20 protein-coding genes are annotated in these 26,989 nt (G+C 39.2%); 5 read left to right on the top strand and 15 right to left on the bottom strand.

Features of this window, described 5'->3' with window-relative positions:
- Positions 1-9: 9 nt before the first annotated feature.
- The 9 genes from menC to nirB (ACVBAX_RS22350) all read right to left on the bottom strand — a co-directional run bounded on the left by menC (position 10) and on the right by nirB (ACVBAX_RS22350) (position 13,127).
- Positions 10-1,119, bottom strand: a complete 1,110-nt coding sequence (gene menC / locus ACVBAX_RS22390) for an o-succinylbenzoate synthase (RefSeq protein ID WP_447118961.1) — start codon at positions 1,117-1,119, stop codon at positions 10-12.
- Between the two features lie 15 nt (positions 1,120-1,134).
- Positions 1,135-1,920, bottom strand: a complete 786-nt coding sequence (locus ACVBAX_RS22385) for a GNAT family N-acetyltransferase (protein ID WP_447118959.1) — start codon at positions 1,918-1,920, stop codon at positions 1,135-1,137.
- Between the two features lie 26 nt (positions 1,921-1,946).
- On the bottom strand, positions 1,947-3,077 hold the full coding sequence (locus ACVBAX_RS22380; RefSeq protein WP_447118957.1) for an amidohydrolase: 1,131 nt from the start codon (positions 3,075-3,077) through the stop codon (positions 1,947-1,949).
- Positions 3,078-3,097: 20 nt separating this feature from the next.
- On the bottom strand, positions 3,098-4,486 hold the full coding sequence (locus ACVBAX_RS22375) for a YjiH family protein (protein ID WP_447118955.1): 1,389 nt from the start codon (positions 4,484-4,486) through the stop codon (positions 3,098-3,100).
- A 33-nt stretch (positions 4,487-4,519) separates the two neighbouring features.
- Positions 4,520-5,377: a MurR/RpiR family transcriptional regulator gene (locus ACVBAX_RS22370; RefSeq protein WP_447118953.1), complete on the bottom strand. Its 858-nt coding sequence runs from the start codon at positions 5,375-5,377 to the stop codon at positions 4,520-4,522.
- Between the two features lie 292 nt (positions 5,378-5,669).
- Positions 5,670-5,993, bottom strand: a complete 324-nt coding sequence (gene nirD, locus ACVBAX_RS22365; RefSeq protein WP_447118951.1) for a nitrite reductase small subunit NirD — start codon at positions 5,991-5,993, stop codon at positions 5,670-5,672.
- 28 nt (positions 5,994-6,021) lie between these two features.
- A complete protein-coding gene (nirB, locus tag ACVBAX_RS22360; protein WP_447118949.1) occupies positions 6,022-8,436 on the bottom strand; it encodes a nitrite reductase large subunit NirB in 2,415 nt (804 codons plus the stop codon).
- Between the two features lie 146 nt (positions 8,437-8,582).
- Positions 8,583-10,727: an assimilatory nitrate reductase catalytic subunit NasC gene (gene nasC, locus ACVBAX_RS22355; protein WP_447118947.1), complete on the bottom strand. Its 2,145-nt coding sequence runs from the start codon at positions 10,725-10,727 to the stop codon at positions 8,583-8,585.
- Positions 10,728-10,766: 39 nt separating this feature from the next.
- A complete protein-coding gene (gene nirB, locus ACVBAX_RS22350) occupies positions 10,767-13,127 on the bottom strand; it encodes a nitrite reductase large subunit NirB (protein ID WP_447118945.1) in 2,361 nt (786 codons plus the stop codon).
- Between the two features lie 672 nt (positions 13,128-13,799).
- Between nirB (ACVBAX_RS22350) and ACVBAX_RS22345 the strand changes: the two genes are divergently transcribed.
- Both ACVBAX_RS22345 and ACVBAX_RS22340 read left to right on the top strand, forming a co-directional pair.
- Positions 13,800-15,005, top strand: a complete 1,206-nt coding sequence (locus tag ACVBAX_RS22345; RefSeq protein ID WP_430775959.1) for a nitrate/nitrite transporter — start codon at positions 13,800-13,802, stop codon at positions 15,003-15,005.
- Positions 15,006-15,157: 152 nt separating this feature from the next.
- On the top strand, positions 15,158-15,886 hold the full coding sequence (locus ACVBAX_RS22340; RefSeq protein WP_447118942.1) for a UTRA domain-containing protein: 729 nt from the start codon (positions 15,158-15,160) through the stop codon (positions 15,884-15,886).
- Positions 15,887-15,919: 33 nt separating this feature from the next.
- Here ACVBAX_RS22340 and ACVBAX_RS22335 read toward each other — a convergent pair whose 3' ends face one another.
- From ACVBAX_RS22335 to ACVBAX_RS22315, 5 genes are all read right to left on the bottom strand, one after another.
- On the bottom strand, positions 15,920-16,741 hold the full coding sequence (locus tag ACVBAX_RS22335) for a PfkB family carbohydrate kinase (RefSeq protein ID WP_447118940.1): 822 nt from the start codon (positions 16,739-16,741) through the stop codon (positions 15,920-15,922).
- A 48-nt stretch (positions 16,742-16,789) separates the two neighbouring features.
- Entirely contained in the window at positions 16,790-17,641 is an 852-nt protein-coding gene (locus tag ACVBAX_RS22330; RefSeq protein ID WP_447119048.1) for a carbohydrate ABC transporter permease, read from the bottom strand.
- 39 nt (positions 17,642-17,680) lie between these two features.
- Positions 17,681-18,544: a carbohydrate ABC transporter permease gene (locus ACVBAX_RS22325; RefSeq protein WP_447119046.1), complete on the bottom strand. Its 864-nt coding sequence runs from the start codon at positions 18,542-18,544 to the stop codon at positions 17,681-17,683.
- 118 nt (positions 18,545-18,662) lie between these two features.
- Positions 18,663-19,943 (bottom strand): ABC transporter substrate-binding protein, encoded by a 1,281-nt coding sequence (locus ACVBAX_RS22320; protein ID WP_447118938.1) that lies wholly within the window; start codon positions 19,941-19,943, stop codon positions 18,663-18,665.
- An 82-nt stretch (positions 19,944-20,025) separates the two neighbouring features.
- Entirely contained in the window at positions 20,026-21,015 is a 990-nt protein-coding gene (locus tag ACVBAX_RS22315; protein WP_430775954.1) for an SIS domain-containing protein, read from the bottom strand.
- A 325-nt stretch (positions 21,016-21,340) separates the two neighbouring features.
- Here ACVBAX_RS22315 and ACVBAX_RS22310 point away from each other — a divergent pair, with 325 nt between their 5' ends.
- From ACVBAX_RS22310 to ACVBAX_RS22300, 3 genes are all read left to right on the top strand, one after another.
- A complete protein-coding gene (locus tag ACVBAX_RS22310) occupies positions 21,341-22,057 on the top strand; it encodes a 3-ketoacyl-ACP reductase (RefSeq protein ID WP_447118936.1) in 717 nt (238 codons plus the stop codon).
- A gap of 375 nt (positions 22,058-22,432) precedes the next feature.
- On the top strand, positions 22,433-25,495 hold the full coding sequence (locus ACVBAX_RS22305; RefSeq protein WP_447118934.1) for a GNAT family N-acetyltransferase: 3,063 nt from the start codon (positions 22,433-22,435) through the stop codon (positions 25,493-25,495).
- Positions 25,496-25,506: 11 nt separating this feature from the next.
- On the top strand, positions 25,507-26,361 hold the full coding sequence (locus ACVBAX_RS22300) for an amidohydrolase family protein (protein ID WP_447118932.1): 855 nt from the start codon (positions 25,507-25,509) through the stop codon (positions 26,359-26,361).
- A gap of 69 nt (positions 26,362-26,430) precedes the next feature.
- On the opposite strand, the gene ACVBAX_RS22295 is transcribed toward ACVBAX_RS22300, so the two are convergent.
- Positions 26,431-26,841, bottom strand: coding sequence for an NUDIX hydrolase (locus ACVBAX_RS22295; RefSeq protein WP_447118930.1), 411 nt, complete (start codon positions 26,839-26,841; stop codon positions 26,431-26,433).
- Between the last annotated feature and the right edge of the window lie 148 nt (positions 26,842-26,989).

Below are 26,989 nucleotides of genomic sequence, written 5' to 3'. Positions count from 1 at the left end.
ATCCTTTTACTATATACGAAAGATTTTTTGTTCAAGTGTTACTTGATTAATCTTCTTAATATTTGGTTCAAATCCAATTCCAGGTTTGTCTGGTACAGAAATAAGGCCGCCACTCATTTCTACTTCTGGTGAGATAATATCTTCCTTCCAGTAGTGCGATGAAGGGGCTGTGTCACCTGGAAGCGTAAAGTTGGCTAGAGATGTAATCGCAATATTATGGGCTCTTCCAATACCAGCTTCTAACATGCCACCACACCACATAGGGATCTCATTTTTTACACAAAGGTCGTGTATCTTTCTTGACTCTGTTAGTCCTCCAACACGGCCAATTTTTAAATTAATGATTTTGCAACTTCCAAGCTGAATTGCTTTTCTAACATCTTCAGCAGAATGGATACTTTCGTCTAAACAGATAGGTGTCGAAAGCTTCGCTTGTAAAGATGCATGATCAATGATGTCATCACAGGCAAGCGGCTGTTCAATCATCATTAAATCAAATTCATCTAACGCTTGAAGATGATCGATATCCTTTAATGTATAAGCACAATTGGCATCAGCCATTAAAGGAATCGTAGGAAATTCGCGTCGAATAGATTTTAATATTTGAATATCCCAATCCGGCTTAATTTTTACTTTAATACGCTTATAACCTTCTTTTAAATACTCTTCTATTTGCTTAAGCATCGCCACTTCTGACTTTTGAATTCCTACACTTACGCCCACTTCAATCTGGTCTTTTACTCCACCGAGCGCTTTTGATAAGGAAAGATTTTTTTCTTTAGCATATAAATCCCAGACAGCGCACTCTAACGCAGCCTTTGCATTATAATTGCCACGGATATATTGAAAACGCTCAGACACTTCATCCGGATGCGAAATAGGTTCTTTTAATAATAAGGGGATTAGAAAATCACTCATGATATGCCAATTGGTCTTCACCGTTTCTTCGTTATAAATTGGCTCAATAATTGAAACAGACTCCGCCCAACCTGACAAACCACTTTTGGACTGTACTTCCACGATAATGAAATCCTTATCTACCTCCGTACCCACACTCGTAGTGAAGGGAGTTAACAAGTCCATTTTTACATGCCTTAAAATGATGCTCTTTACTTCCATTTCACACTCCCCTTGCTATAGCTTTTTTAAAACGTAGTAGTAGTGGTTTTGTTTTTCCTTCAGCAAATCAGTAGCCATGTAACCTTCTTTAAAATAGTGAGTAAACGCCTTTCGAGTTGCCTCTCTCCATTGCTTAGCAAGTGAGAAATTTTCTGTTTTAATTCTCTGAAAATTCCCTGGTACCGATACGAAAAGGGTATCATGAGCTAGGCTCAAGTGAATTTCCTCAGGAGTTAGGTTTCCATTGAACTGATCTGTTTTTATAACGTGCAGCGCGTCTCGATCTAATTCCCTTTTCACACTCTCAAACTTTAGCCTCCACTCTACTAAAAAACGGTCGGTGGCAATTCCTGAGTTCAATCCATCATTCATCACACCGTATACATCTTCCATATATGTAGAACAGACGCCGCCAAGTTTATGTAAATTTAGATTTGCATTTACGGTTTCAAGCGGATCATATGTCCAGGTGATTAAATCATAGCCCTTCAGAAGCGCCGTCTTCTTCTGAGCCCATTTTAGCTTCTCACCGACACCAAATGCACGATAATCAGGATGAATCCCGAGGCTGTGAGAGCAAAGATACGCTTTCGCTCCATCAAATCCTGGGAAGCTATATTGAAAACCAATAAGCTTCTCATGGAGAAAAGCACCAAGAACGAAGCCGCCATTTTTCACTGCGGCTACCGTTTGGTTGACAGGTACAGAATCTTCCAAACTCCAAATGAGAGCCTCTAACTCACGTACCTTTTCTAACTCTGTGACAGTTTGAAGGTTACGAATACTTACTTCATTTTTCAAATGTCTTTCCTCCTTTACCGGAGTCATTACCAAGTCTGTTTGTCCGCTTCCAATAACAGATTTGTTAAAATTTTTGTTCCATTAAGTAAGGCTGTAATGTCAAATTTCATATTAGGATGATGCAAGCCTGGTTCCAATCCACAACCTAATCCAATCATGGTTGCAACCATATCTGGTCGCTTTAATGTGTAGAAGTGAAAGTCTTCTGCACCAGGAGAGTCACACATCGGTACGAGGCATTCCTCTCCCAACACGGATTTAATGGCTTCTTCGGCAAGCTTCACCGCATGTTCATTCTTCACTGCAGCAGGAGAATAACTATCTTGTTGGTAAACAATTTTTGTTTTCGTTCTATCCTCAATGGCTTGTATCGATTGTTTTGCCTCTTCTAACAGCAACTTCATGGCTTCATTCGATTTTGCACGAAGATCAACGGTGAATCGTGCTGTTTCTGGAATCAGATTCGATGCTTCTCCACAATGAAGCTCAGTCATTTTAATTGAATATGGCACATCGGTTTGGACATTAATCTTCTGAAAAGCTTGAACCAACAGGGCCGCAGCTTCAATAGGATTATTGCCTTCCTCCGGTCTCGCAGCATGTGCCGGTGTTCCTTTAATCGTTCCTCTTATACAGCTTGATGAACCGTGCAAGATCACTGGAGCTGCCATTCCATTTGCGACCTCAAATGCTGGGCGCAAATGAATACCGCAAAGAAACTTTACATTGTCTAGTGCGCCTTCTTCAATCATTTTAAGCGCACCCTCTGCCTTTTCCTCTGCTGGCTGAAAGATAAAGCGAATGGTATGTTGATGTTTTATTTTAGCAAGTGCAAGTGCTGTGAATAACACCATCGTACTATGACCATCATGACCGCATGAATGATTCGCTTGTACAACACCATCAATCTCTTGCAAAAGAGCATCCATGTCCGCACGTATCGCGATTACCTCATTACTTTCACCCTTAATTTCAGCAATCAACCCATAATGGCCCTGAAAGGTTTGGACATCAAATCCAGCCCCTTCTAGCTTTTGCCTTACATACAGAGAAGTTTTTTCTTCCTTCCAGCTTGGCTCGGCAAGCTCATGAAGTTCTTTATACGTATTCAAAATTTGTTTCCGCTCTGTATCGATAAAGTTTTCTAAAAGAACCATTTGTGTCAGAACCCTTCTAGTTAAAAAATAATATGTGCTGCAATGGCAACAATCGGTAAAGTAATGGCCGTACGAATCAAGAAAATTAGTACTAAGTCTTTAAAGCTAACAGGTAGCTTTGATCCAAGTAGTAATCCTCCCATTTCAGAAAGGTAAATCAGTTGTGTAACGGATACACATGCAATAACAAAACGTGTTAATTCACTTTCGATTCCACTACCAATTATGGCTGGTAAGAACATATCCGCAAATCCAACAACCATCGTTTGAGCAGCCTGGTCTGCTTCTGGGATTTGCATTAACGTTAAGATCGGCTCAAATGGCTTTCCTAAAATGGAGAACACCGGAGTAAATTCTGCAATCACTAAAGCTGTGACTCCAATAGCCATAACGATTGGTAGTACACCCATCCACATATCTAGTACATTTTGAAGTCCTTCTTTTAATGTTGCCTTTACACTTGTATTTGTCTTTGCTTTACTAACCGCTTGTGCTAATCCCCATTTTGCGTACGATGTACCAGCTGGGATACTCGTTTCCTTTACTAATGTAGCATGCTCATAACCTGTATCAGCTTTTCTAGACAACGGCGGAATACGTGGCATAATCACAGCTGCTGCTAATCCAGCAATAACGATCGTTGCATAATAATGAAGAAAGTATTTATCTAGATTCAAGTACTGAATGACTACAATGGTAAAAGTAATAGAAACAACGGAGAAGGTTGTAGCAATAACCGCTGCTTCTCTTTTTGTATAATAGCCTTCCTCGTATTGCTTCGTTGTTAGCAGTACACCGATTGTCCCGTCCCCTACCCATGATGCTAAGCAGTCAAGTGAAGATCGTCCAGGCAGTTTGAAAATTGGTCGCATAATCTTCATTGTTAATGCTCCAAAAAACTCTAACAGCCCAAAGTTCAAAAGAAGTGGCAATAAAAATCCTGCAAGTAAAAAAGTGGTTAATAAAATCGGAAGTAGGCTAAATAGCAACATCCCTCCTGTATTCTCAGAGGAAATAAATTCCGGTCCTACTTTCGTAAGTGCGATCACTGTAAAAATGGCCCCTAATACACGTGCAATCAACCAAAATTTGCTTACATTTAACAGCTTATTTAAAAAAGTATTATTGATAATAAATTTGGGCTTGGCCAAAACTGCAATAAGTGAACCTAAAACAGATAAAATAATGACACCAGTTGCAAAGGCTGGAATTTGATCAACAAAAAGGGTATTTAATTGACTGGCAAAGAATGCAACTGGTATCGTTATTCCTTCACCATTTGAAATGGGAATAATAAATAGCATAATACCGATCAAGGATGGTAGGATAAATTTCATATAATCTTGAACAGAAAAGGACTTTTGTAAAGCTTCCTTTCTTTCCGCTCTAACATTTGAAGCATTGGTCATATAGGGTTAACCTCCTCTTAAGTAACTACTTTTTCATTCTAAAAAAATATTTTGCTCGGAATATAGCTGCTCTAATTTCTTCTGACGGACAAGGCTGTTTTCTTTGTCCCTTTTGTTCAATCCAGAGATAATCACCTCAAGCAAACCAATCACCGAAGCAATCGAATGATGGCTCGATTCCAAATGCTCCTCTGTTGTTAAAGTCAATTGTGCGAGCTGGCCAATAGGCGAAAGCTGCCGATCTGTAATCGCTATGAGGGTTGCTTTTTGATTGTTTGCATAGTTTGCTAGCTTAAGTGATTCTCTTCGGTAACGAGGGTAGGAAAACATAATAACGGTCGACTGCTCATCAAGTTCACATAGTTCTTCAGGTAAAAATCCACTTGGGTTAGAGAGAAGCACATTTTCTCTCATTTGTTTTAGGGCGTAATACAACCAGTAAGCAGCAGCATATGAACTACCAAAACCAGCGATAAAAATCCGCTTTGATTGATGAAGCACATCCACCACTCGCCATATTTGTTCTATTTCTAACTGGTTAAGCAATTGATTAAGAACTTGGCTCTCTTTCTCGATGATTTGATAAAACAACTGATTTTCTTCAAAGCCATCTCTACTTGAAGGTTTTCCTTCGCTTTTTCCTGGTTGAACATGTGTTAGCCATTCTCTTCGAACCGTTTCTTGCATTTCTGAGTAGCCACTAAAGCCTAGTGCATACGCTAGGCGAATGACAGTTGTTTCACTAACGCCCACTTTTCGCCCAATTTGGAAAGCAGTGAGCAGCGAACCTTCATCCAAATGCTCTAGCAAAAACTCTGCTACTTTCTTTTGACCTGAAGATAATGCCGAAAAGTTTCCTTTAATCATTTGTGTTACCGTCTTTTGTTTCATACTAGTCTCGTCACCTTCTTGGATTTGGTGAAGGAAAAACTTCCTTTTTCCATTTTAAAGCAGAAAATACTTCATATTCAAGTGGAATTTTCCGAATTTTTAAAATAACAGAAACTTCTAATGTATATTTCCAACTACCTTCTGAATTATAATGCATAAAAGAATACTTTTTCAAGATGAATTTGTGTTTTTATTTATATACCCTAATAAATATTCAAACCAAAAGAAAAGGAATTCTCCGTTTCCCTGATAGAAACGTGGAGAACCCCTCTTCATTGTATGCATAGAATCACTATTCAATAAGAAGAAACACGTCTTCTCCTTCAATTACCGTAGAATAGGTTTTAACGCAACCTTTATCCGGTGCTTGAACCAATCCATCCTCTAAGCAGATCTTCCAATCATGCATCGGACAGAAGACCGAATCACCACTTACAATCCCTTCGCTTAAGACGCCACCTTTATGAGGACAACGATTCTCTATTGCACGAACCGTTCCATTGGAGAGCTTAAATACCGCCACCTCTATATTTCCCACATGAAACGTTTTCCCTAAGCGCTCTGGCAGCTCTTGAAGAGAGCTGATTAATACCTTACTGATGTTTTTATTAACCATACGAAGATCTCCTCCTTTGATCGTTGTATTACGATGTGACCACTGTTTCAAACAGTTCTTTTTTCAACTTTTTGTCCTCGATAATGGCCTTCCAAGGATCCTCAATTACAGATAAGGCTTTATCCATACGAGCACTTAGCTCCTTACGCTTTTCAGTATCATCTAATACCTCACGGATATGATTCAAACCAACTCGGTCTACCCAAGCAGATGTTCTCTCCAGATAGTTCGCTGTTTCTCGATAATATTGAAGGTATGCAGATGTAATCTCGATAACCTCTTCCTCAGTCTTTACTTTGTAAAGAAGATCTCCACCACGCACATGGGTACCACCATTTCCACCAATATAAAGTTCCCAGCCACCATCAATGCCAATGTATCCAATATCCTTAAACCCTGATTCGGCACAGCTTCTTGGGCAAGCTGAGACAGCCATTTTCACCTTATGTGGTGTTTGAAGACCTTCATATTTCTTTTCTAACTGAATTCCAAGTCCCATTGAGTCTTGTGTACCGAAACGACAGAATTGTTCTCCTACACATGTTTTAACGGTACGAAGTGATTTTCCATAAGCAAATCCTGATGGCATATCAAGATCTTCCCACACCTTTGGAAGATCATCCTTCTTTACCCCAAACAAGTCGATTCGTTGTCCACCGGTTACCTTTACGAGTGGGATCTCATACTTATCAACCACATCAGCAATTCGTCTTAAATCATTCGCATTGGTCACTCCACCATACATTCTTGGCACGACAGAATAAGTTCCATCCTTTTGAATGTTTGCGTGCATACGTTCATTAACGAATCTTGATTCTTTTTCATCCTCGTATCCAGTTGGATTAACCATGCCTAAATAGTAGTTAAGAGCTGGACGACATTTCGAGCAACCCTCTTCAGTTTTCCAATCTAGTACAAACATAACTTCCTTCACATGTGTTAAACCTTTTGCTTTAATTTCTTCTACTACCTCATCACGAGAAAGAGTCGTACATCCGCAGATGGCTTCCTTTTGCTGCAAGGTATCAAATGACGAACCTAAGGTGTGCTGAAGAACTTCTGCAACGAGTGGTTTACAACCACCACAAGAACGGGAAGCGCTCGTACATGCCTTAATTTCATCAACAGATGAGCAGCCTTGTGTTTGAATAGCTGCAACGATCGCGCCTTTTGAGACTCCATTACATCCACAAATGATTTCATCATCACTCATCGTCGCTACTAGACTTGCCCCTGCTTCTTGGCCAGTTGGCTGCAGCAAGGAAACCTTCATTGTGTCTGAAATGTCAGCCTGCTTTTGAATCATTGAAACCAAACGATTTCCATCGCTGCTATCTCCGAAAAGAACCGCACCAACAATTTGATTTCCACGAAGAACGAGCTTCTTATAATAGCTGTCTTGTTCATCAAAAACTTTAACAGCCTTTTTATCGTCACCTTCTGTAAAATCACCTGCAGAGAACACTTCAACTCCTGATACCTTTAACTGGGTATACAATACAGAACCTTTATACGGCTCCGTCTTTTCATCACAAATGGTTTTCGCTAATACTTTCCCTTGTTCATAAAGCGGGGCAACAAGTCCGTATGGAATTCCGTTATGTTCTGCACATTCCCCAACCGCATATACGTGTGGGATATTTGTTTGCATATAATCATTTACAACTATTCCCCGATTTACCTCTAACCCACTTTCCACCGCCAGGGAAATATTAGGTTTAATACCAACCGCCATAACAACAAGATCCGCTTCAATTTCCGTTCCGTCACTGAAACGCAAACCTTCGACTCGCTCTTCTCCAAAAATCTCTTTTGTTTGTTTTTCTAATAAAAACGTCATTCCCTGCTTTTCTAATTCTGTTTGCAACATTTTTCCAGCCATTGGGTCAAGCTGACGCTCCATTAAATAAGGGGCTAGATGGATGACATTAACCTCCATCCCAAGGTTTAGAAGTCCCCTTGCCGCTTCAAGTCCTAATAATCCTCCGCCGATTACAGCTGCTTTTTTATATTTCTTACTGGCCTTTAGCATAATTTCTGTGTCCTTAATATCTCGGAAAGCAGTAACACCTTCCTTATCTGCACCTGGAATCGGAAGAATGAAAGGAACAGAACCAGTCGCCACTATCACTTCATCGTATGGTTCTACTCTCCCCGCATCTGTAACGACTACCTTTCGATCAGAATCAACCTTAACCACGGTTTCATCTATATAAAGCTGAATATCATTGTCTTCATACCAGCTCCAATCATTAAGCGTAATATCAGCTACCTCTGTGTCTCCTTGTAAAACCTTTGAAAGTAGGATTCTATTATAATTCGGATGTGGCTCACTACCGAAAATCGTAATTTCAAATTGTTCCTTTGTAAGCTTTAATATTTCTTCTATGGTTCTGACTCCTGCCATACCGTTACCAACAAGAACGAGTTTTTTCTTTGCCAAATTAACGCGCCTCCCCAAGAAAGTTTCTTAAACTGTAACACATGATTTGTGTAAAATTGTTTAACATGTTAGATTACCTCACACACTTTTTAGTTCGTAAACCGAATTTTCCGAATATTAAAGGAGTAAATCACCCAAAATTATCGTCATCCAACATCCATGGCAGAGCTTATTTTTACCGCACTTAATTTAAATCCAGGCATACGACAGGTTGGATCCAATTCCTTTCCGACGAGGAAATTGACATTTTGTGAATTAGCCCAATGAAACGGGACAAAAAGTGTGTCTTGACGAATACTATCCGACAGCTTACTCCGTACAACAATACTTCCTCTCCTGGACGTTATCTTCACAAGGGTTTCATCTCTAATCCCGTATTTTAAAGCCGTAGCCGGATGAATCTCCACATGCGATTCCACATTCCTGGCTGCTAACGAAGCACTTTTACGTGTTTGAACTCCTGTTAAATAGTGAGACATCACTCGTCCGGTTGTTAAATAAAGTGGAAACTCTTCACATACCTGATCCTTTGTAACAGGGGCTACATTAGAAACAGAGACCATCTTTGCTTTTCCATCCGAATGAGCAAATGAACTTTCAAAAAGCCTGACTGTTCCTTTATGGTCTAAAGTTGGACAAGGCCATAACAGCCCCTTTTCTTCTCTTAGTCGCTCATAAGTCACTCCATAATAATCAGCAATTCCACCTTTACTAGCAATCCGAAGTTCGTTAAAAATATCCTCCGCTGATTCAAAAGGAAAATACTTCCCCTTCCCAATCGCATGAGCAATTTCGCAAAGAATTTGCCAATCATGCTTTACTTCTTCTGGACAAGGATAACTTGCCTCTCTTAACGTGACTCTCCCCTCCACATTGGTCATCGTTCCTTCATCCTCTAAGTAAGAGGAAGCCGGTAAAATAACATCTGCTAATCGAGCAGTTTCAGATACGAATAAGTCAACCACAACAAGAAAAGAAAGTTTTTGTAAGGCCTCCTCCACAAAATGTGCATTTGGATTAGAGACAATGGGGTTAGAACACATTAAAAGCATCCCGGATATATCACCGTCATGAATTTTTTCAAACATTTCATATGCAGAGACACCCTTTCTCGGCAGCTCAGCTTCATTCACTCCCCATACCTTTGCAATATAAGCTCGATGGTCATCATTTTCTATGAGTCTATAACCAGGTAGTTGGTCGGCCTTTTGTCCATGTTCTCTTGCTCCTTGACCATTTCCCTGCCCAGTTATCGCTCCGTACCCACAGCCTGGTTTTCCAATTTTTCCAACCGAAAGTAATATATTTAGGAAATTCCTAACTGCAGCCGAACCATCTGTGTGTTGCTCTACTCCGCGTGCCGTAAAAATCATGCCTGTTTCTTCTTTTGCAAACCGGTGAGCAACCTTCCGAATCTGATCAATCGGAACACCCGACAAGGATTCGATTTCCTCTAGAGTCATTGATGTTACATACTCCCTTACTTCTTCGAATCCGTTAACTTTTTCTGAGATAAAGTTTTCGTTATATAGCTGTTCTTCAATAATTACCTTTAAGACTCCATTTGCAAATGCGGCATCTGTTCCGGGCTTCAGCTTAATATGCAAGTCTGCTATTTTCGTTGTTGCCGTTTCACGAGGGTCAATCGCAATAATATAAGCACCGTTTTCCTTTGCCTTTTCAAAATAAGGCATGATGGTTGGTTGGCATTCTGCAATATTTGTTCCCGCCAGAATAATGCAGCGAGAAGAAGGAATTTCACTTATGCTATTTGTAAATCCTCGGTCCATTCCGAAGGTTTGAGTAGCAGCCGAAGCGGCAGATGACATACAAAGTCTCCCATTGTAATCAATGTACTTGGTCTGCAACGCGACACGAGCAAACTTTCCAAGCAAATAGGCTTCTTCGTTTGTGATGGATGCACTTCCATACACCGCCATTGCGTCTTTTCCATGGCGTTCTTGAATGGACTGAATATTACTTTTGATGACCGCTATCGCTTCTTCCCATGTGGCACGAACAAACTCCCCGTTTACTTTTATAAGCGGATACTTTAATCGGTCTTTATGAAAAGTATGCTGGTGGGCATTAATGCCTTTTACACATAATCTTCCTTGTGTAGTTGGATTATCTAAACCAACAGTGGTATATTTCTTTCGTGTAACAATTGATTGCTCTATGAGTTGCATCTTGCATTGCATGCTGCAGAATGGACACTGCGAGTTGTATGTTTTCTCGGACTCTACATGATTTTGCTTTGTACGAAAGTATTTTAATAGCATTTCAGTCACATCATCACCCTCAATCCTTTATACTCTTTAGAATTTACTTTAAAAAATAGGAACATCTTTAGGTCCCTTCATCAATAAGGAATCCCCTTCTAGTCGTTCTAACAATTGCTGACGGAGTTCAAAATCAAAAAGTACTTCTCTCACATGCAATAAGCTCACTCGATCCACCCATTCCCATGTTCTTTCCGAGTAATTAGCCGTTTCTCGATAGTATTGGACTAGACCACCAATGAAATGAACTGCCTCTTCTTCTGTTTCAGCAACTGTAAATAATTGACCAGCCCTAACACTTCGACCGCTGCTTCCTCCCACATAAATTTCCCATCCACGCTTCGTTCCAATAATGCCAATATCCTTTGTTGTCGAACCAGCACCATTATGCAAGCAGGCAGAGACACCTATTTTCAATCGATACGGAGTGATAAGATACTCAAGTTTCTTTTCTAGAGTTGCTGAGAGCTGAAGAGCTTTTTGCTTGTCACATTGGCATATATGCTCACCAATACACGTCTTCACATTCTGAACTCTGTTCCCATATGTGGCACTTAAAGGCATATTTAATTCCTTCCACACCTTTGGTAGTTCTTCTCTTGTGAGACCTATCAAATGAATTCTTTGCTCACTAGTAATGGCTAACTCTGACACTCCATATTTGTCTGCCACATTGGCGATTTTTCGTAACTCATAGGGATTCGTCATTCCCCCATACATTTGCGGAACAACAAAGTACGTTCCATCCTTTTGCAATGTTGCATTCATCTTTTCGTTTACAAATAATGTTTCTTGGACATTCTCATACTCTGGATTGATCATACTTAAGTAATACGTTAAAGCAGGAACACATTTGGAACATCCTTCTCTGTGTTTCCAGTTCAGTGCTTGCATGACTTCGTTAACAGAGGATAAATTTTGGACCTGCATCTCATGCACAACTTCATCCTCTGTTAACCTTGTACAATTACACATCGTAGGCTTCTCGATCTTCATTTCATCAAATTCATCACTATGAATATAGGATAATAGTGATGAAACAAGCGGTTTACATCCTCCGCAAGAGCCGGATGCCTTTGTACATGCTTTTACGTCGTCTACAGTAGAACAACCTTGGCTTTGAACCGCTTCTATAATTGTCCCTTTAGAAACTCCATTACAATTACAGATTATTTCTGTTGCTGCCATGGAGGAAACTGCTGTACCCGATCCACTTGATTGAAAAATAGTCACTTTTTCCATATCAGATACATCTTGCTTTTTAAGTATCATATTTTGTAATTTCGTACGATCACTCGTATCCCCAAAGAGAACCGCACCAATGATTTTGTCTTCTTGGAATACAAGCCTTTTATAAGTACCTTCCACTTCATCGTGTATTTTTATTGACTTTTTTGCAGGGTCCTCTTGAAAAGCTCCAATAGAATAAACATCAACACCTGAAATTTTTAATTGAGTGGCTAACACAGTCCCCTCATAACTTTGTCCATCTACCCCACAAATACGATTCGCTAAGACAACTGCCTGTTCATAGAGTGGTTTCACAAGGCCATATACCATACCACGATGCTCCACACATTCTCCTACAGCAAAGATATTGGGAATACTCGTCTCCAGAAAATCATTTACGACAATCGCCCGATTAACTGTTATGCCACTTTCTCTTGCCAAATGAACATTGGGTCTTACACCAACTGCCATAACAAGCAGGTCGGCTTCAACCGATGTTCCATCCGTAAAACGGAGTCCTTCAATGCGTTTATCGCCTAAGATTTCTTCTGTTTGTTTTTCTAATAGAAACTTCATCCCTTGCTTTTCAAGTTCTACTTGTAGCATTTTTGCTGCCGTTTCATCCAGCTGTCTTTCCATTAAAAAACCACTAATATGAACGACATATACCTTCATCCCGAGGTGTAAAAGTCCCCTTGCAGCTTCTAACCCTAACAATCCTCCACCAATGACAACTGCCTTTTTATGATTCTTTGCTGTTTCCTGCATCTTTTGACAATCCTCAATGGTTCGAAAAGAAATGACCCCTTCCTTCTGTACCCCAGGTAAGGGAAGAACAAAAGGAACGGAACCCGTTGCCAATATTAAGCGGTCATAGTACAAGCTGCGACCTTTATCTGTCATAACTATTTGGCTTTTATGATCAATAGCAACAACGGTTTCTCCTGTAAAAAGTTGAATCTGATGCTGCTCATACCACTTAAAATCATTAATGGTTATTTCTTCAAGCTGTGTGGTTCCTTGCAGTACGGAAGAAAGAAGGATTCGGTTATAGTTTGGATGTGGTTCGCTCCCAATTACCGTAATCTCAAACATTTCAGAATCTGTTTTAAGAATCTCCTCTAAACAACGAACTCCAGCCATACCATTACCGACCATAACTAACTTTTGCTTTTTCATGTTATAACCCCCAACAAACCTTAGATGGATGCTCAAACCAAATTTCGTTTTATTATTTCATACATCTACTGAAATGAAATTTAACCTGTTACATTTTCTAACACGATATGTACTATTTGGGTGTTATTTACTATAAAAGGCCTATTAGTAGGCAGTATTTTTATGCAATACTACGGTATACTCATTTTTCGAATTACGAAGTAAAATCAAAAGATCATTCGCTTTTCCGTTTATTTTGTAATGCGCTTACAAGTATAAAAATTCAAGACATTTGAAAATTCCAATAAATTTCTGTGTTAGATTAGCTAACACCTTTTGAGACAAAGCAGGAGTATACATACTATCCTTTAACAAGACAAAGATGGTAAAAACTCTGACAAACAGAAAAGCAAAAGCGCCTTGTTCAGCCCCGACAAGCATAAGACGAATCTCGCAGGAAGGCCTGCCTTCTGGTGAGATTTGGCTTATGACCTAGGAATAATGGCTTTATATTATTCCATCGAGGGGCTAGGCGCTGGAGCTGGACACTAAACAAGGAGGAATTCCAATGACAAATAAGATAGGTTTTTTCTCGTTCTTCTATGTATTAAGTAAGATTTTATTTTCTCGAAAAAATTATATTGGCTGGTAACATATTTGAAATACCATATCTATTAAAAGGAGAGAGTAACTATGAAGTTAGCAAATTTAAGAAAAAGTGGACATGCACCATCGCTATTTGCTTCATTTCTGTACTTTGATGTCAGCTTTATGATTTGGGTAATACTAGGGGCACTTGGGGTTTATATCACCAAAGACTTTGGTCTATCCCCTTCGCAAAAGGGATTAATTGTAGCGATCCCTATTCTTGGTGGATCATTCTTCCGTCTCGTTCTTGGTGTTTTAACCGATCGAATTGGTCCGAAGAAAACATCGATCATTGGAATGGTCGTTACAATGGTTCCACTTCTATGGGGTTGGTTGTTTGGAACAACATTAACGGAGATTTATTTTATTGGAATACTATTAGGAGTAGCTGGTGCTAGCTTTGCAGCAGCCTTACCAATGGCAAGTCGTTGGTATCCACCCCATTTACAAGGGTTAGCAATGGGGATTGCTGGAGCGGGAAATAGCGGGACTTTATTTGCCACCTTATTTGGTCCCCGCCTTGCTGAACAAATTGGCTGGCATAATGTACTCGGGGTTGCCCTGATTCCTCTTGCTATTGTGTTTATCATCTTTGTTCTTATCGCAAAAGATGCTCCTTCCCAGCCAGCACCAAAACCACTTAAAGAATACTTTAATGTTTTTAAACAAAAAGATGCCCTTTACTTCTGTTTGTTATACAGTGTTACCTTCGGTGGATTTGTAGGACTATCTAGCTTTTTAAGTATCTTTTTCGTTGATCAATATGATCTTTCAAGAGTAAGAGCCGGAGACTTTGTTACCCTTTGCGTAGCAGCAGGAAGCTTCTTCCGTCCAGTGGGAGGATTTATTGCCGATAAGATTGGGGGCGTTCGTCTATTAACCTTCTTATTTATCGGTGTCGCTCTAACCATGCTGGGAGTTAGTCAGCTACCTTCCATCACTCTTGTTACCTTGCTGTTATTTGCCGGTATGATGTGTTTAGGAATGGGCAATGGAGCGGTATTCCAACTGGTTCCACAACGCTTCCAAGAAGAAATCGGAATGGTTACTGGAATTGTAGGAGCAGCTGGTGGTGTAGGTGGTTTCTTTATTCCAAATATCCTTGGAACGTTAAGAGAAATCACAGGCACGTATGCAACAGGTTTCCTTGTATATGCAGGTATTGGTGTATTAGCTTTACTCGTCTTAATCATTGCACAGATGTCTTGGAAAAAGACATGGGCACCAAAAGAGTCTTCTATAAAAGCTTAATATGTTTAAAAGCTCTGGCTTGCATTTCTATTGCAAGCCAGAGCTTTTTTTATTACTTTAGTATTCGAAATTCTCAGACTAATTATATGCATTTCTCCTATAAATGTTATATAATATTATATAATGATTTATACTTTGAGAGGAGTTCTCCTATGAAGTTAAACAGCTCTAGTTCACGTCCATTATACGAACAATTATTTAACACGATAAAAGAAGCAATTGGCCAGAATACCTATCGACCAGGTCAGCAAATTCCCAATGAAGCGGAGCTTTGTGATATTTATGGTGTAAGCAGAATTACGGTTAGAAGAGCGATTCAAGATTTAGTTGATGAAGGTTTATTGGAAAGAAAACAAGGAAAAGGTACGTTCGTTGCCAGGAAAAAGGTTGCTCGCGAACTAGTAACAATCGAAGGTTTTTCGGATTTTAGCAAACAACTCGGAAAGAAAACGAGCAAGAAAGTTCTTCTTTGTGAAGAAATAAAAGCATCGAAGAAAATTGCAGAAGATCTTCAAATAGAGGTCGGTGCTCCAGTACTCAAACTTTTAAGATTAATGTATATTGAGGAAGAGCCATTTACTCTTGATTTAACCCATTATCCGATAGAGCGCTTTCCTAACATTCAAGAGCATATATTTGATTACGAGTCCACCTATGATGTCCTGAGTAACATCTATCACGTGGATATGAAGGACATTACAACGAAAAAAACGATTACTGGAATCCCTGCCTCTTCTGTAGAAGCTGAACACCTAAATTGCGAAATTGGTGAGATTTTATTCAATATTGACAAAATCGTGTACGATAAGTATAAAGTACCTATTCATCTTTCTACATTTAAAAATTTAACTACGGTTATCGCTTATACAATAACCACGTAAAAAGGGACTTGACTACCAGCCAGTCCCTTTTCTTTATTTTACTAATTGTTTTCCATAACCAAATGCTCCATTCACTTCACAAGTACGTGCCGCCCGTATTGCAGCTAGTTGAAGTGACTGCTTAATTGTATGGTGGTTCAAATAACTAGTTAGAAACCCAGCTATGAATGAATCACCTGCACCTAGCGTGTCTATTACCTCTGCTTCTTCTATTCCCTGTATATAACTTTGTGTCCGATCTGACATGATCACTCCCTTAGACCCTCGGGTAACAATCACATAATGCGTGCCATATCCATGAATTTTGTTAATTAATTCCTCAATTTGTTTGTCACCAAAGTCACTACCAGATATGAAGGCAAAAGTGATATGTGGACATACCGTCTTTAGCAACTCCACTGTAAAATGATTAGAGAAATCATAGGAAATCGGTAATAGCTGTTTGATCAGGGGAAGTTGATCATCCAGACTGCTATAAATGCTGGTATGAAGAACATCAAAACCTTTGGTATACTCAAAATCGGATGGATCCAATTTCAATCGTAGCTTCGATTGAATACCACCTTTGTTTGATTTTACGAAAACCCTGTCACCAGTTGAGTCAATATCCACATACGCTTTTCCACTTTCTCCATAAGCTTTTCGGATATGACTTATATTCACATGATTCTTTTCTAAAGAATCAATAATGTGTTCACCTTCCGCATCGTCTCCAACAATTCCAATAAATCCTGTTTCTTCTGCTCCGTATTGCTTCGCTAATACGGCAACATTTAACGCATTCCCGCCTGGAAACATCTCGTTTCGATCCAAATATACATCCACCACATTATCTCCAATTGCTAGTAGCTTCATTATTATTACATTCCTTTCTATTGGAGTACTGTTTTTACTAACACTCTCTTATCCTTTCAAACTTCCAGAAGCAAGACCACGAACAAAATATTTTTGTAAAAATAAAAACAGAGTAATAATCGGAATCGCAGAGATCATTAATCCTGCTAAAAGAACTCCCCAATTGGTTTGTAATGCATCACGGAATTGCATTAATCCTGCAGGAATGGTTTTTAAACTGTCTGAGTCAATAAAGATGAGCGCAAACATAAATTCATTCCACGTAAAGTAAGCAGTGATAATGACCCCTGTGAACAAAATAGGAAGGTTTAGCGGCAAAAAGATTTTTGTAAACACAGACCATGTTGAGCATCCATCAAGAAAAGCCGATTCTTCTAACTCTTTGGGAACCTCTAGAAAAGCAGCTCTTATTAATAGCACAGTAATCGGAATACGGTATGCCACATAGGGAAGAATGAGCGCTAAGTAAGTGTCATGAATACCCATTGCCTGGATAAGCTTATACAAGGGGACTAAGCTCACCTGCGGAGATAGCATCATTCCACCCATACACAATATTAATAGTAGCTTCTTACCTTTAAACCGAAAACGAGTTAAACCGTACGCTCCAAGAGCACTGATGAAGACCGTTAATAAACAGGTGCTTAACGTAACAATGGTACTATTTAAAAAGTACTCGGATATTCCAGTATTCCACGCATGAACATAGTTTGAGACAAGCCAGGTTGTCGGCAATGCCCAACTGTTTGAGAAAATTTCTTCAGTCGTTTTAAAGGAATTAATGACCATCCAAAACAACGGATAGGCAATGATCATAAAATAGAAGATTAATATGGTATACAGCGGAATCGCTCCTGCAATCTTTTTACTTTTATAGGAACGAACTTTGATTGATTGCATAGAAACGTCGGTTGATGTTATTTTATCTGTCTCCATCTATTAATCCTCCTTCCCTGTCTTAAATAGTTTCATTTGAATCATGGCTGCCGCCAACGAAAGTAGTAAGATAATGGTCGCTATTGCAGATGCATACCCCATCTCATCTCTAAAAAAGGCTGATTTGTAAAGCAACGTGCCAAGCACTTCACTTGCATTTCCAGGTCCGCCACTTGTCAAAATATACGGCTCATTAAATACCGTAAATGCGCCTGTTAATGTAATTAATGTTGCTACAAAAAGCATTTCTTTTACCTGGGGAACTGTAATATGAAGAAACTTGTAAAATTTATTCGCACCATCAATATCAGCTGCCTCATACAGCTCTTGAGGAATAGATTGAATAGCAACGATGAAAAGCATCATGATATACCCAATACTTTGCCACTGTGATACAGAGATTACGGCGAAAATAGCTGTTTCAGATTCTCCAAGCCATGCCCTTGTCCACTCTTCAAGACCGAGCAATCGTAGAAAGCTGTTTAGTATCCCAATGTCCGGGTTGTAAACAAAACTAAACAATAAAGCAATTACCGTAATGGATATGATTACTGGAAGGAAGAAAGCAGTTCGGAAAAAACCACTTAGCAATCTAGTCAAAGGATCCTCTAGTATGGCAGCTAAAATTAACCCGCCGAATACTTGGCATACGATTGAGATAACTGCGTACCAAATATTATTTTTTAAAGCTATATAAAAAACCTCATCCTGAAACAGAGCAAGGAAATTTTCGAATCCAACAAACACCTTATCTGGAGCAAAAGCAGAAAACTCATAAAAAGCAAATCGGAAATTCTCTACAATGGGATAATAAACGAACAATCCCATTAATAAAATACAAGGGGCAATATATAAATAGGGAGCCATTTTCCTAAGTGTCACTGTATTCACCTCTTTTTTTCTAGGTCCTTTCCGACCCTTTTCTTGTTTTTCTTTATGAAAGAAAGGTAGTTTCGGTCCCCTACACTACCTTTCTTTTAAACTATTATTTCAGCTCTTTCGTTGCTTTTTGAACATCTTTCATTACGTCTTCAGCTGATTTTTTTCCATCTAACATCTGTTGAACACCATTTAAGTACGCATCAACAATCTTGATGTCTACAGCCGTATCAAACCATAAGTACGTCTTGTCAGCATTCACGATTAGATCGATCGCTTCTTGTTGAAGAGCTGAACCGTTTTCAGTAGTTGTTGTATCTTTAACCGCACTGTATTCACTTACCTCTTTTAACTGTTCAATTCCTTTTTCCTTAGAAGTTAAGAATTTGATAAACTCCATTGCTTCTTCAGGATGCTTTGTTTTAGAAGAAATCATAATTCCTTCTGGAGCAGCAGTAATTGAGCTGGGATTTCCTTCTCCACCTTCAACGAATGGAGTATTGAATACACCTAAATCTTCACCGAGACTTGGCTCTATCAAACCAATTTCAGCTAACTGAAAGTACCCTATCGCTGCTTTTCCTCCGTTAAATAGCTCTCTCGCATATTGGTGGTCAACGGAGTTCACTCCTTGATTAAAATATGGCTCTAATTCAATGAATTTTTCCAAGGCAGTTACATAACCAGGATGAGTAAACTCTCCATCTGAATTAGTTAGACTATAGTCCTTTGCAATAACATCTTCCGGAACGACATACTCATTTAGTGATCCAATATAATGAGAAATCGTCCATGGCGCCTTACTTCCGAAGGCAATTGGAGTAATTCCTGCATCCTTGATTTTTTCAGAGACAGTTAGGAGCTCCTCCCATGTGGTAGGGATTTCAAGGTTTAAGTCGTTAAAAACCTTTTTATTATAGAAGAAGGCTTTTCCATCTGTGGACCAAGGAATTCCATATACCTTTCCATCCAACGTAAATGGACCAAATTGGGATTCAATGATTTGACCTGACCAGTCCTTATCTTCCTCAACATAGCTTGTTAAGTCTAGGGATTGTCCAGCTCTTGCAAAATTGTAAGCAAACTCACCGCTCCAAGAAAAGTAAACATCAGGAGGATTATTTGAACCTAAAACAACACGAATTTTTTCCTTGTACGAGTCATTCAAAACCGCTTCGGTTTTTATTTTTATATTCGGATGTAGCTCTTCAAATTCTTTAACTGCTTCTTCAAAGTATTGCTTTTTGGGTTCTGTAGGCCATCTGTGGAAAAAACGAAGTTCGACAGTATCACTGTCTTCTGAAGCTGTTTGACTAGATGAGGAACAAGCTGCGAGCATTGAGAGAATTAATACGGCGATAATACTAAAGATTTTAAACTTTTTCATGAATCTGCCCCCTCAAGATTTTTTTCTATTAATCTAGCAATGAGAGGAAAAGCGAAGGTCTCTTCGCTTTTCCTGTTAGATTTTAGTATTCTACTTTCCACATATATCTTCTTGTAGATAATGGATGATTGCGCTGTTCTGCCAAGTTTTCTGCGTATCTTCTTAATACGTGGTTCAATACTAGTGGAGCAATATATCCTTGAACCTCTTCATCAATTCCAGAAAAGTCAAAATCTTTTGCATCCAAAACGATTAGCTTCTTGCCATAACGCTGGGAGAATTCAAGGGCACGTTCCTCAAGGTATCTAGTTTCATCTAGACCAAGAAGGATGATAAATGGTGTTTCTTCATCTATGATTTCAAATGGCCCGTGGAAGTACTCACCTGCATGAATGGCATGAGAATGAACCCACTGCATCTCCATTAAAATACAAATCGCGAAAGAGTATGCCACACCGTAGTTTGAACCACTAGCCATCGTGTAGATGACTTTTTCATCCTTGTACTGTTTTCCAAATTCTACAGCAGCATCATGATATTTGGAAGCAGCTTTTTCAAAAACAGTTTGTAGGTTTTCGAGGCTCTTCTCAATTGTTGCAAATTTCTCATTGTTTTCTACAACCTTAAGGACTCCAAAGACTAGTTGATACAGAACAGAGTAGTTTGTTGCAAATGCATTAGCAGTTGGGCCCCACTCATACTTTAAGACAACTTCTGAAGCTTGAGCCAAAGGTGAAGTTGGTTCATTTGTTAGAGAAATCGTTAAAGCACCTTTCGCACGGGCAAATTTAGCGGATTCTACTGTTTCAGGAGTTGTACCAGAATGAGAACATAAGATTACTAGAGAAGTATCTCCTAACTTTGCGTGATTACGATGAATAAATTCATTCGCACTATAAAGATGTGCATCTAGCTTTTTCGCTTCACGATCAATGACGTATTTACTTGGGTACATTAATGCAGATGAACCCCCACAAGCTACAAAAAAGACATTATCAATTTGTTTTTTCTCAACTTCCTCAAGCGCATGTTTGATTTGATTTTTCACATCTACGATTAGTTCAGTACTCATATTTTTATAAGCCTCCTAAGGATTTTTTTAGTATGGGGTACTGCCTATCCTCCCTTCATTCAATATACAACATTATAGGACGTTATATATTGTTATATCCTAGCTCTACTATATCCTAGCCCATCTACTTCGTCAACGGAATTTTCAGATAATTCTTTCGACTCTATTCGGCAATTTACATAAGGAATAGACTAAAGCTGACATGATTTGCACAAAGTAAGTAAGTCTGTCTTTACCATTTTGAATCAAAAAGTTGTCTCAATGGCTAGATTGAAGGGTTCCTGATATATTTAATTACATTACACAAGAAAAAGGAGTGGTAAACGTGCAATCTATTAATGGAAAAACAGCGATTGTAACTGGTGCAGGCAGAGGAATTGGCCGTGCTACAGCCATAGCTCTTGCAAAAGAAGGAGTAAATGTTGGATTAGTAGGATTAACCCTTTCTAATCTTGAAAAAGTAGCTGGGGAGTTGCGTGAGTTTGATGTGAAAGTAGCTGTCGCAACAGCTGATGTGGCAGACCTTGAGTCGATTACTACTGCAGTAGCGAAAATTAGTGGAGAACTTGGAGATGTAGATATATTAATTAATAACGCAGGAACAGCTAAATTTGGCGGTTTCTTAGACCTTTCTCCTGAAGAATGGGAAAACATCATTAAAGTGAACCTCATGGGCGTGTACAACACTACACGTGCGGTTTTACCAGAAATGATTGAAAGAAAAGCTGGAGACATTGTCAATATATCATCTAGTGCTGGTCAAAAAGGCGCTCCTGTAACAAGTGCATACAGTGCCTCTAAATTTGGTGTACTAGGTTTAACAGAGTCGTTAGCTTTAGAAGTTCGTAAGCACAACATCCGTGTGGTCGGTCTAACACCTAGCACAGTTGTAACAGACCTCGCTGCGGAAGCAAACTTAATCTCTGGCAACCCAGAAAATGTCATGCAGCCAGAAGACCTAGCGGACCTAATCGTATCCGGCCTAAAGCTACACCCACGCGTATTCCTAAAATCAGCCGGCCTCTGGTCCACCAACCCATAAAAAGCGGCGAAAAAGCGGCGTCAGACACCCTCCGTGGACAAATCACCCCCTTTTGTCTTTTTGTGGTGTCTGTCACCGCTCGTGGACAGATTTGTGTGTTTTGTCCGCGTGGGGTGGACACTTAATGGAAAAAGCGAGAGTCTGAGACTCTCGCTTTTTTTCGTGTCACGGTCTATATTCAGCCCTAGTATTTGCACATAATTTGTAGTCCGAATTTTCTTTACTTTGAAAATTTAAGCGGTTACGATTGAAACTGGGATGGAAAAACATTCCTAATACATACAAGGAGGAGATGTAAGATGATTCAAGTAAGAATAAAAGAAAAGCAAGTTCAAATAAAAAAGGAAGAATCTACTTAGTGAGAGGAGAAACTATATGCCATCTGTAAAAAATGGGATCCAAATCGTAAGTTATCACGAAGGATTAGCCGCAGGGGTAGCAAAAATGTGGAATTTAAGCCGTGACAGTTGGGGTGGCGACACTCGTGTTATGACCGAAGAACAAGTAAAAACAAAGGAAGCCAATTCCGAAAATATTGAGCTTTACCTAGCGCTAGATGAAAATGAAGTCGTTGGCTATTGCGGATTATCTGAATATAAGGAGGATACTGGCTCTTTATACATCCCTCTACTCAATGTTCTTCCGAATTATCATGGAAAGAAAATTGGCAAGATGCTTGTCATGAAAACTCTTGAAAAAACAATCGAACTCGGCTGGCCTCGTCTTGATTTATACACATGGCCAGGTAACACCAAAGCTGTTCCCCTTTATAAAAAATGCGGCTTCTTTTGGGAGGATCGTGATGACACTACCCATTTGATGAACTTCATCCCTAACGTGTTAAACACCCCACTTCTTAAACCACTATTCGAAAAAATAGACTGGTATGAAGCTAGCACAAGGCAAATTGAAGTAAAGCCAGACGGAATAAAAGAAAACGGGTTTACCTTCTACGAATATAGCTGGAGTTCATCCGAGACGAACGCTAGAGTACAATTCGAGCGGACAGCTCGAGGCATTACCCTAATTGAAACCGATGACTTCCTCGTTCAGCTTTCCATGGAGCACCATGAAGTGATTGAGGAAATGGAACATAGCTATCAATTAAAAGTCGTAAACAAATCCGGTACCCCTCTTTCCTTTCAAGCTACTGGAACGAAAAATGATCGAGTCGAATATCAACTCAACACCGGAAAACTAAACATAGAAAAGAATTTGACACTCTCAGAGCCTTTTACTATACGAAAAGGTGAAGAGCCTAGTATTTGGCGAACTCACCCAAGCATTCAAATAACCGTAGAGATTAATGGTGTTCCTTGCGAAATGAGCCTTGGAATTTTCCCTATGCAACCTGCTAAGCTTGAAGCATTCAATGAAGGGAATTTTACTTTCTTAGATACAAAATCAGAGTTTCATCTTGAGCTAAAGAATAATCTATCTCACACCACAGATTTTGTTCTTACCATCCCTGAGAATGATCTAGTCTGTCTAAAACAAAAAACATACGAAATTACAGTTCCTGCTAAAGGAAGAAAAACGATTTCCATACCAATTACTGTTAAAAAGCACGGCTTTTACGATCCAATTATTCATGTTCAAACTAAGACTAACAATCATGTACTCGATTTTAAACAGCAAATATCGGTTGCTTTCAAAGGTGAAGGGAAGAAATTTGGTGGAGAATCAACACTTTTCTGGCACATATACAATGGCCATAGTCAGTTAAACATTCGAAAACTTGATCTTAATGTCCAATTAAAAAAGAATGCTAGAAAGAAAAAACCATCTTTTGCTTTTCTTGCACCTAAGCTTGGAAAACCATATACAAACGAATTCAATAAAAAGAAGCCAACATCAGTAGACTGGCATACTGATGATTCCTCTATCTTGATTAAGTTCGTCTTACAATCGGGGGAATTTCCAGGAATCTACTTAACAGAGTGTCTCCAGCTCTTTGGAGACGGAATCGTTCACCAGTGGGTTGAGGTTGAAAATGTACATCCTACTACTTATCAAAATATCGCTATCAGTCAGCCTTTATACCAAGAACTCGGCAACACGTATTTCCCACTTGATCAAAGAGTTGTTTATTTTTCGAAAGATCGTCCACTTGAGTTCGGAGACCTAAATCCAGCCATGATAGCAGGTAATTGGTATTTTTCCAAGACTGAAGGAGAAACGGTTGGGGTAACTTGGCCAAAGAATAGCCATGCAGCACCTGAAGGTTGGCAGTTTGTCATTGAGCAAATAATTGGTGAAATGAAACCTGGAGCAAAGGCTACTACAGAAAAAATCATAGTAGCACTAGACTCCTTCCAGGAAGCAAATCAATTTCAGACTTTCGCTGAGAAAAGACAGGTACTTGAGCCACACCCGATTACCAACGAACTTCAGCTCGAGGTAAATCAAATGATTGTGCCACCTAGTTCATCACCAACCTTCACATTAAAGACTTATCGAAACAGTTATTTGAATGGAACGCTTGAAATAGCTTGTGACCACTCTCCTGTCTGTAAAAGGAGTATACAGGCAAAAGAAGAGAAAAACTCTATTACTTTTGAACAACAGCTCTCATTAAATCATCCTGTTTCTCATCTGTCGGCTCATTTTCAACAAGAAGGAATCCGGACAAATTTTGAGAATCTACTATTATCACCACGTGGAGACATTTCCTTTAGTACAGAGTCAGATGGGTCAATAGTTGTAGCCAATGGTTGCTTATCAATAAAAGCAAATACTGATTTTTATCCAGGTTTGTACTCCTTGAAAATAAACGGGCTTGAGTGGCTAGATACTGAGTATCCTGAAAGAACCGCCAAAAGCTGGTGGAATCCATGGGCAGGAGGAATGAAATGGGCACCTGAAGGAATTACCACTTTCTCTCTTTTAAAAGAAAAATCAGCTATTTCAACAACAAATATCTGTGATCGCAAAGGAAATACATGGAAAGGAATTGCGATTCACACAAAATTTGAGGAGCATTCACAATGGAAAAATGTCGAGTATATTCAGTATTATTTAATGCTTCCGGGCATTCCTGTTTTAGCAACATTTTTACAGGTCATGCATGATGGAGGGAAATGGCTGGATGGAGAAAAATGGTTGACCGACCTGTTCCTTGGTGGAGAAGCATTACCGAACCTCTCCATAAAAAGTGGCAATACAGAGTATCGTGCTGGTAAGCAGGAATTACCCATGTATCTACCAAAAGAATCCTATATAGAATCACAAACAAAAAAAGAAAAACTTTATGTGATTCCAAGTTTAAAGAGTGAAGAAACCGAGGCTTATATGAATAAAGAAGCTTTTCAATTAGTTGCGGCTCAACAAGGTTTTACGAATAAGAAGAAGCAAGAGACTGCTCCCCTATTCTTTTTGTTTGATGAGCGAGTTCTACCAATAATGGCTGTCCAAAAACTACGAACCATCCAATTTTAAAAGGAGTTCTTATGAAAATCATTGATGCACACATCCATCTATCAAACATAAAGTCATTTCAAGAAACAGCTGACAAAATTTCATTTGTTGATTATTCACCTTCAGGTATCCTCAAAGAATTTGAGGAAGCAGGAGTAGTACTTGGAATAGGAATGGGGTTAACAGAAACAGCTAAAATGGGGTTTCCTGATTATGAAACGCAAACTCCTATGGGGCTAGATTTAACAGATGAATTGCCACCTTCTATCTTTACCTGTGCTGGAATCAACCCGTACAACTTAGACGAAGAGGCACTCACTCGTTTAGAAAAGATGTTATTACATCCGAAAACAGTTGGAATTAAAATTTATCTTGGTTATTATCCGTTTTATGCCTATGATCCTGTTTATCAACCTGTATATAGACTGGCGGCAAAGCACCATCTTCCTGTCGTTTTTCATACGGGCGATACGTATTCAGAAAGAGGCTATTTAAAATATTCCCATCCACTCACCATAGATGAAGTTGCCGTTGACAACCGTAATGTAAATTTTATAATGGCACATTTCGGGGATCCGTGGACACTGACAGGTGCAGAGATCATTTATAAAAACCCAAATGTGTTTGCGGATTTATCTGGATTAGTTGTCGGAACAAAGAATGACCTAGTAGAAAAAAGCGAAGGTCGTTTCCTTGATCATTTACGTCACGCATTGGTATTTGCAGACTCATATGACAAACTTCTATTCGGTACCGATTGGCCCTTAGTGCCGATTGCCCCGTATATTGAGTTCATCAAGAACTTAATTCCAGAAGAGCATCATAGCCAGGTGTTTTATGAGACCGCACTAAAGGTTTTTCCAAGGATTCAACCGTTTGTTAAATGACGAAAAAGCTGCCTAATGTTTAATAAGGCAGCTCTTTCATAATTATAGGGAATACGATGACAAGACTAATCAAACCTCAACAAAGAAAGGGTGTACATCTTCATTTAAACAATATTCTATTCTCTTCTTAAAATGTTTCCATGTGACCATTTCAAGTGCTTTTTCTAACGGAAAGAAACCCACTTCTAAACTCTCAGGTGACGTAGTCAAATGACCCCCAACCACTTTCCCAATGAACAAATTACTGCAAATGGAGTGCTTTACATTTTGAAAAATTCCACAGAACTTTTCAATCTCAATATCTAGCCCACTTTCTTCTTTTGTCTCTCGTATCGCAGCTGCCTGAATGGACTCTCCTTCTTCAACCTGTCCTCCTGGTAACTCCCAACCTCTCCTTGGACTTTTTATTAAGAGTAATTCATTATCATCATTCCGTACGAAAGCGATGGCTGTCACAATATGCTTTGGCGGAACTCCCATTTTTCCACCTCCATCCAATGTATCGTATTGTCAAAACTTCTATAAGAAATAGGTTATAAAATATCTCCATAGAGGGCTTTATAGGCAAAAAAATTGCCACCCCCTAAATTCTTTGGATAATTGAGGTTACCACACACCCAACAACCAA

Source organism: Robertmurraya sp. GLU-23, from assembly GCF_052983275.1.
The sequence above is the reverse complement of the archived record's forward strand: the minus strand, read 5'-3'. Positions and strand labels throughout refer to the sequence as shown.

Bases quoted from the DNA above. Each gene is read 5' to 3' on its own strand.
- ACVBAX_RS22335 (WP_447118940.1), bottom strand. From the start codon at position 16,741: ATGAAGCTACTAGCAATTGGAGATAATGTGGTGGATGTATATTTGGAT.
- nirB (WP_447118945.1), bottom strand. From the start codon at position 13,127: ATGAAAAAGCAAAAGTTAGTTATGGTCGGTAATGGTATGGCTGGAGTT.
- ACVBAX_RS22345 (WP_430775959.1), top strand. From the start codon at position 13,800: ATGAAGTTAGCAAATTTAAGAAAAAGTGGACATGCACCATCGCTATTT.
- ACVBAX_RS22370 (WP_447118953.1), bottom strand. From the start codon at position 5,377: ATGAAACAAAAGACGGTAACACAAATGATTAAAGGAAACTTTTCGGCA.
- ACVBAX_RS22305 (WP_447118934.1), top strand. From the start codon at position 22,433: ATGCCATCTGTAAAAAATGGGATCCAAATCGTAAGTTATCACGAAGGA.
- menC (WP_447118961.1), bottom strand. From the start codon at position 1,119: ATGGAAGTAAAGAGCATCATTTTAAGGCATGTAAAAATGGACTTGTTA.
- ACVBAX_RS22380 (WP_447118957.1), bottom strand. From the start codon at position 3,077: ATGGTTCTTTTAGAAAACTTTATCGATACAGAGCGGAAACAAATTTTG.
- ACVBAX_RS22330 (WP_447119048.1), bottom strand. From the start codon at position 17,641: ATGCAATCAATCAAAGTTCGTTCCTATAAAAGTAAAAAGATTGCAGGA.
- ACVBAX_RS22340 (WP_447118942.1), top strand. From the start codon at position 15,158: ATGAAGTTAAACAGCTCTAGTTCACGTCCATTATACGAACAATTATTT.
- ACVBAX_RS22325 (WP_447119046.1), bottom strand. From the start codon at position 18,544: ATGGCTCCCTATTTATATATTGCCCCTTGTATTTTATTAATGGGATTG.
- ACVBAX_RS22375 (WP_447118955.1), bottom strand. From the start codon at position 4,486: ATGACCAATGCTTCAAATGTTAGAGCGGAAAGAAAGGAAGCTTTACAA.
- nirD (WP_447118951.1), bottom strand. From the start codon at position 5,993: ATGGTTAATAAAAACATCAGTAAGGTATTAATCAGCTCTCTTCAAGAG.
- ACVBAX_RS22320 (WP_447118938.1), bottom strand. From the start codon at position 19,943: ATGAAAAAGTTTAAAATCTTTAGTATTATCGCCGTATTAATTCTCTCA.
- ACVBAX_RS22295 (WP_447118930.1), bottom strand. From the start codon at position 26,841: ATGGGAGTTCCGCCAAAGCATATTGTGACAGCCATCGCTTTCGTACGG.
- ACVBAX_RS22315 (WP_430775954.1), bottom strand. From the start codon at position 21,015: ATGAGTACTGAACTAATCGTAGATGTGAAAAATCAAATCAAACATGCG.
- ACVBAX_RS22300 (WP_447118932.1), top strand. From the start codon at position 25,507: ATGAAAATCATTGATGCACACATCCATCTATCAAACATAAAGTCATTT.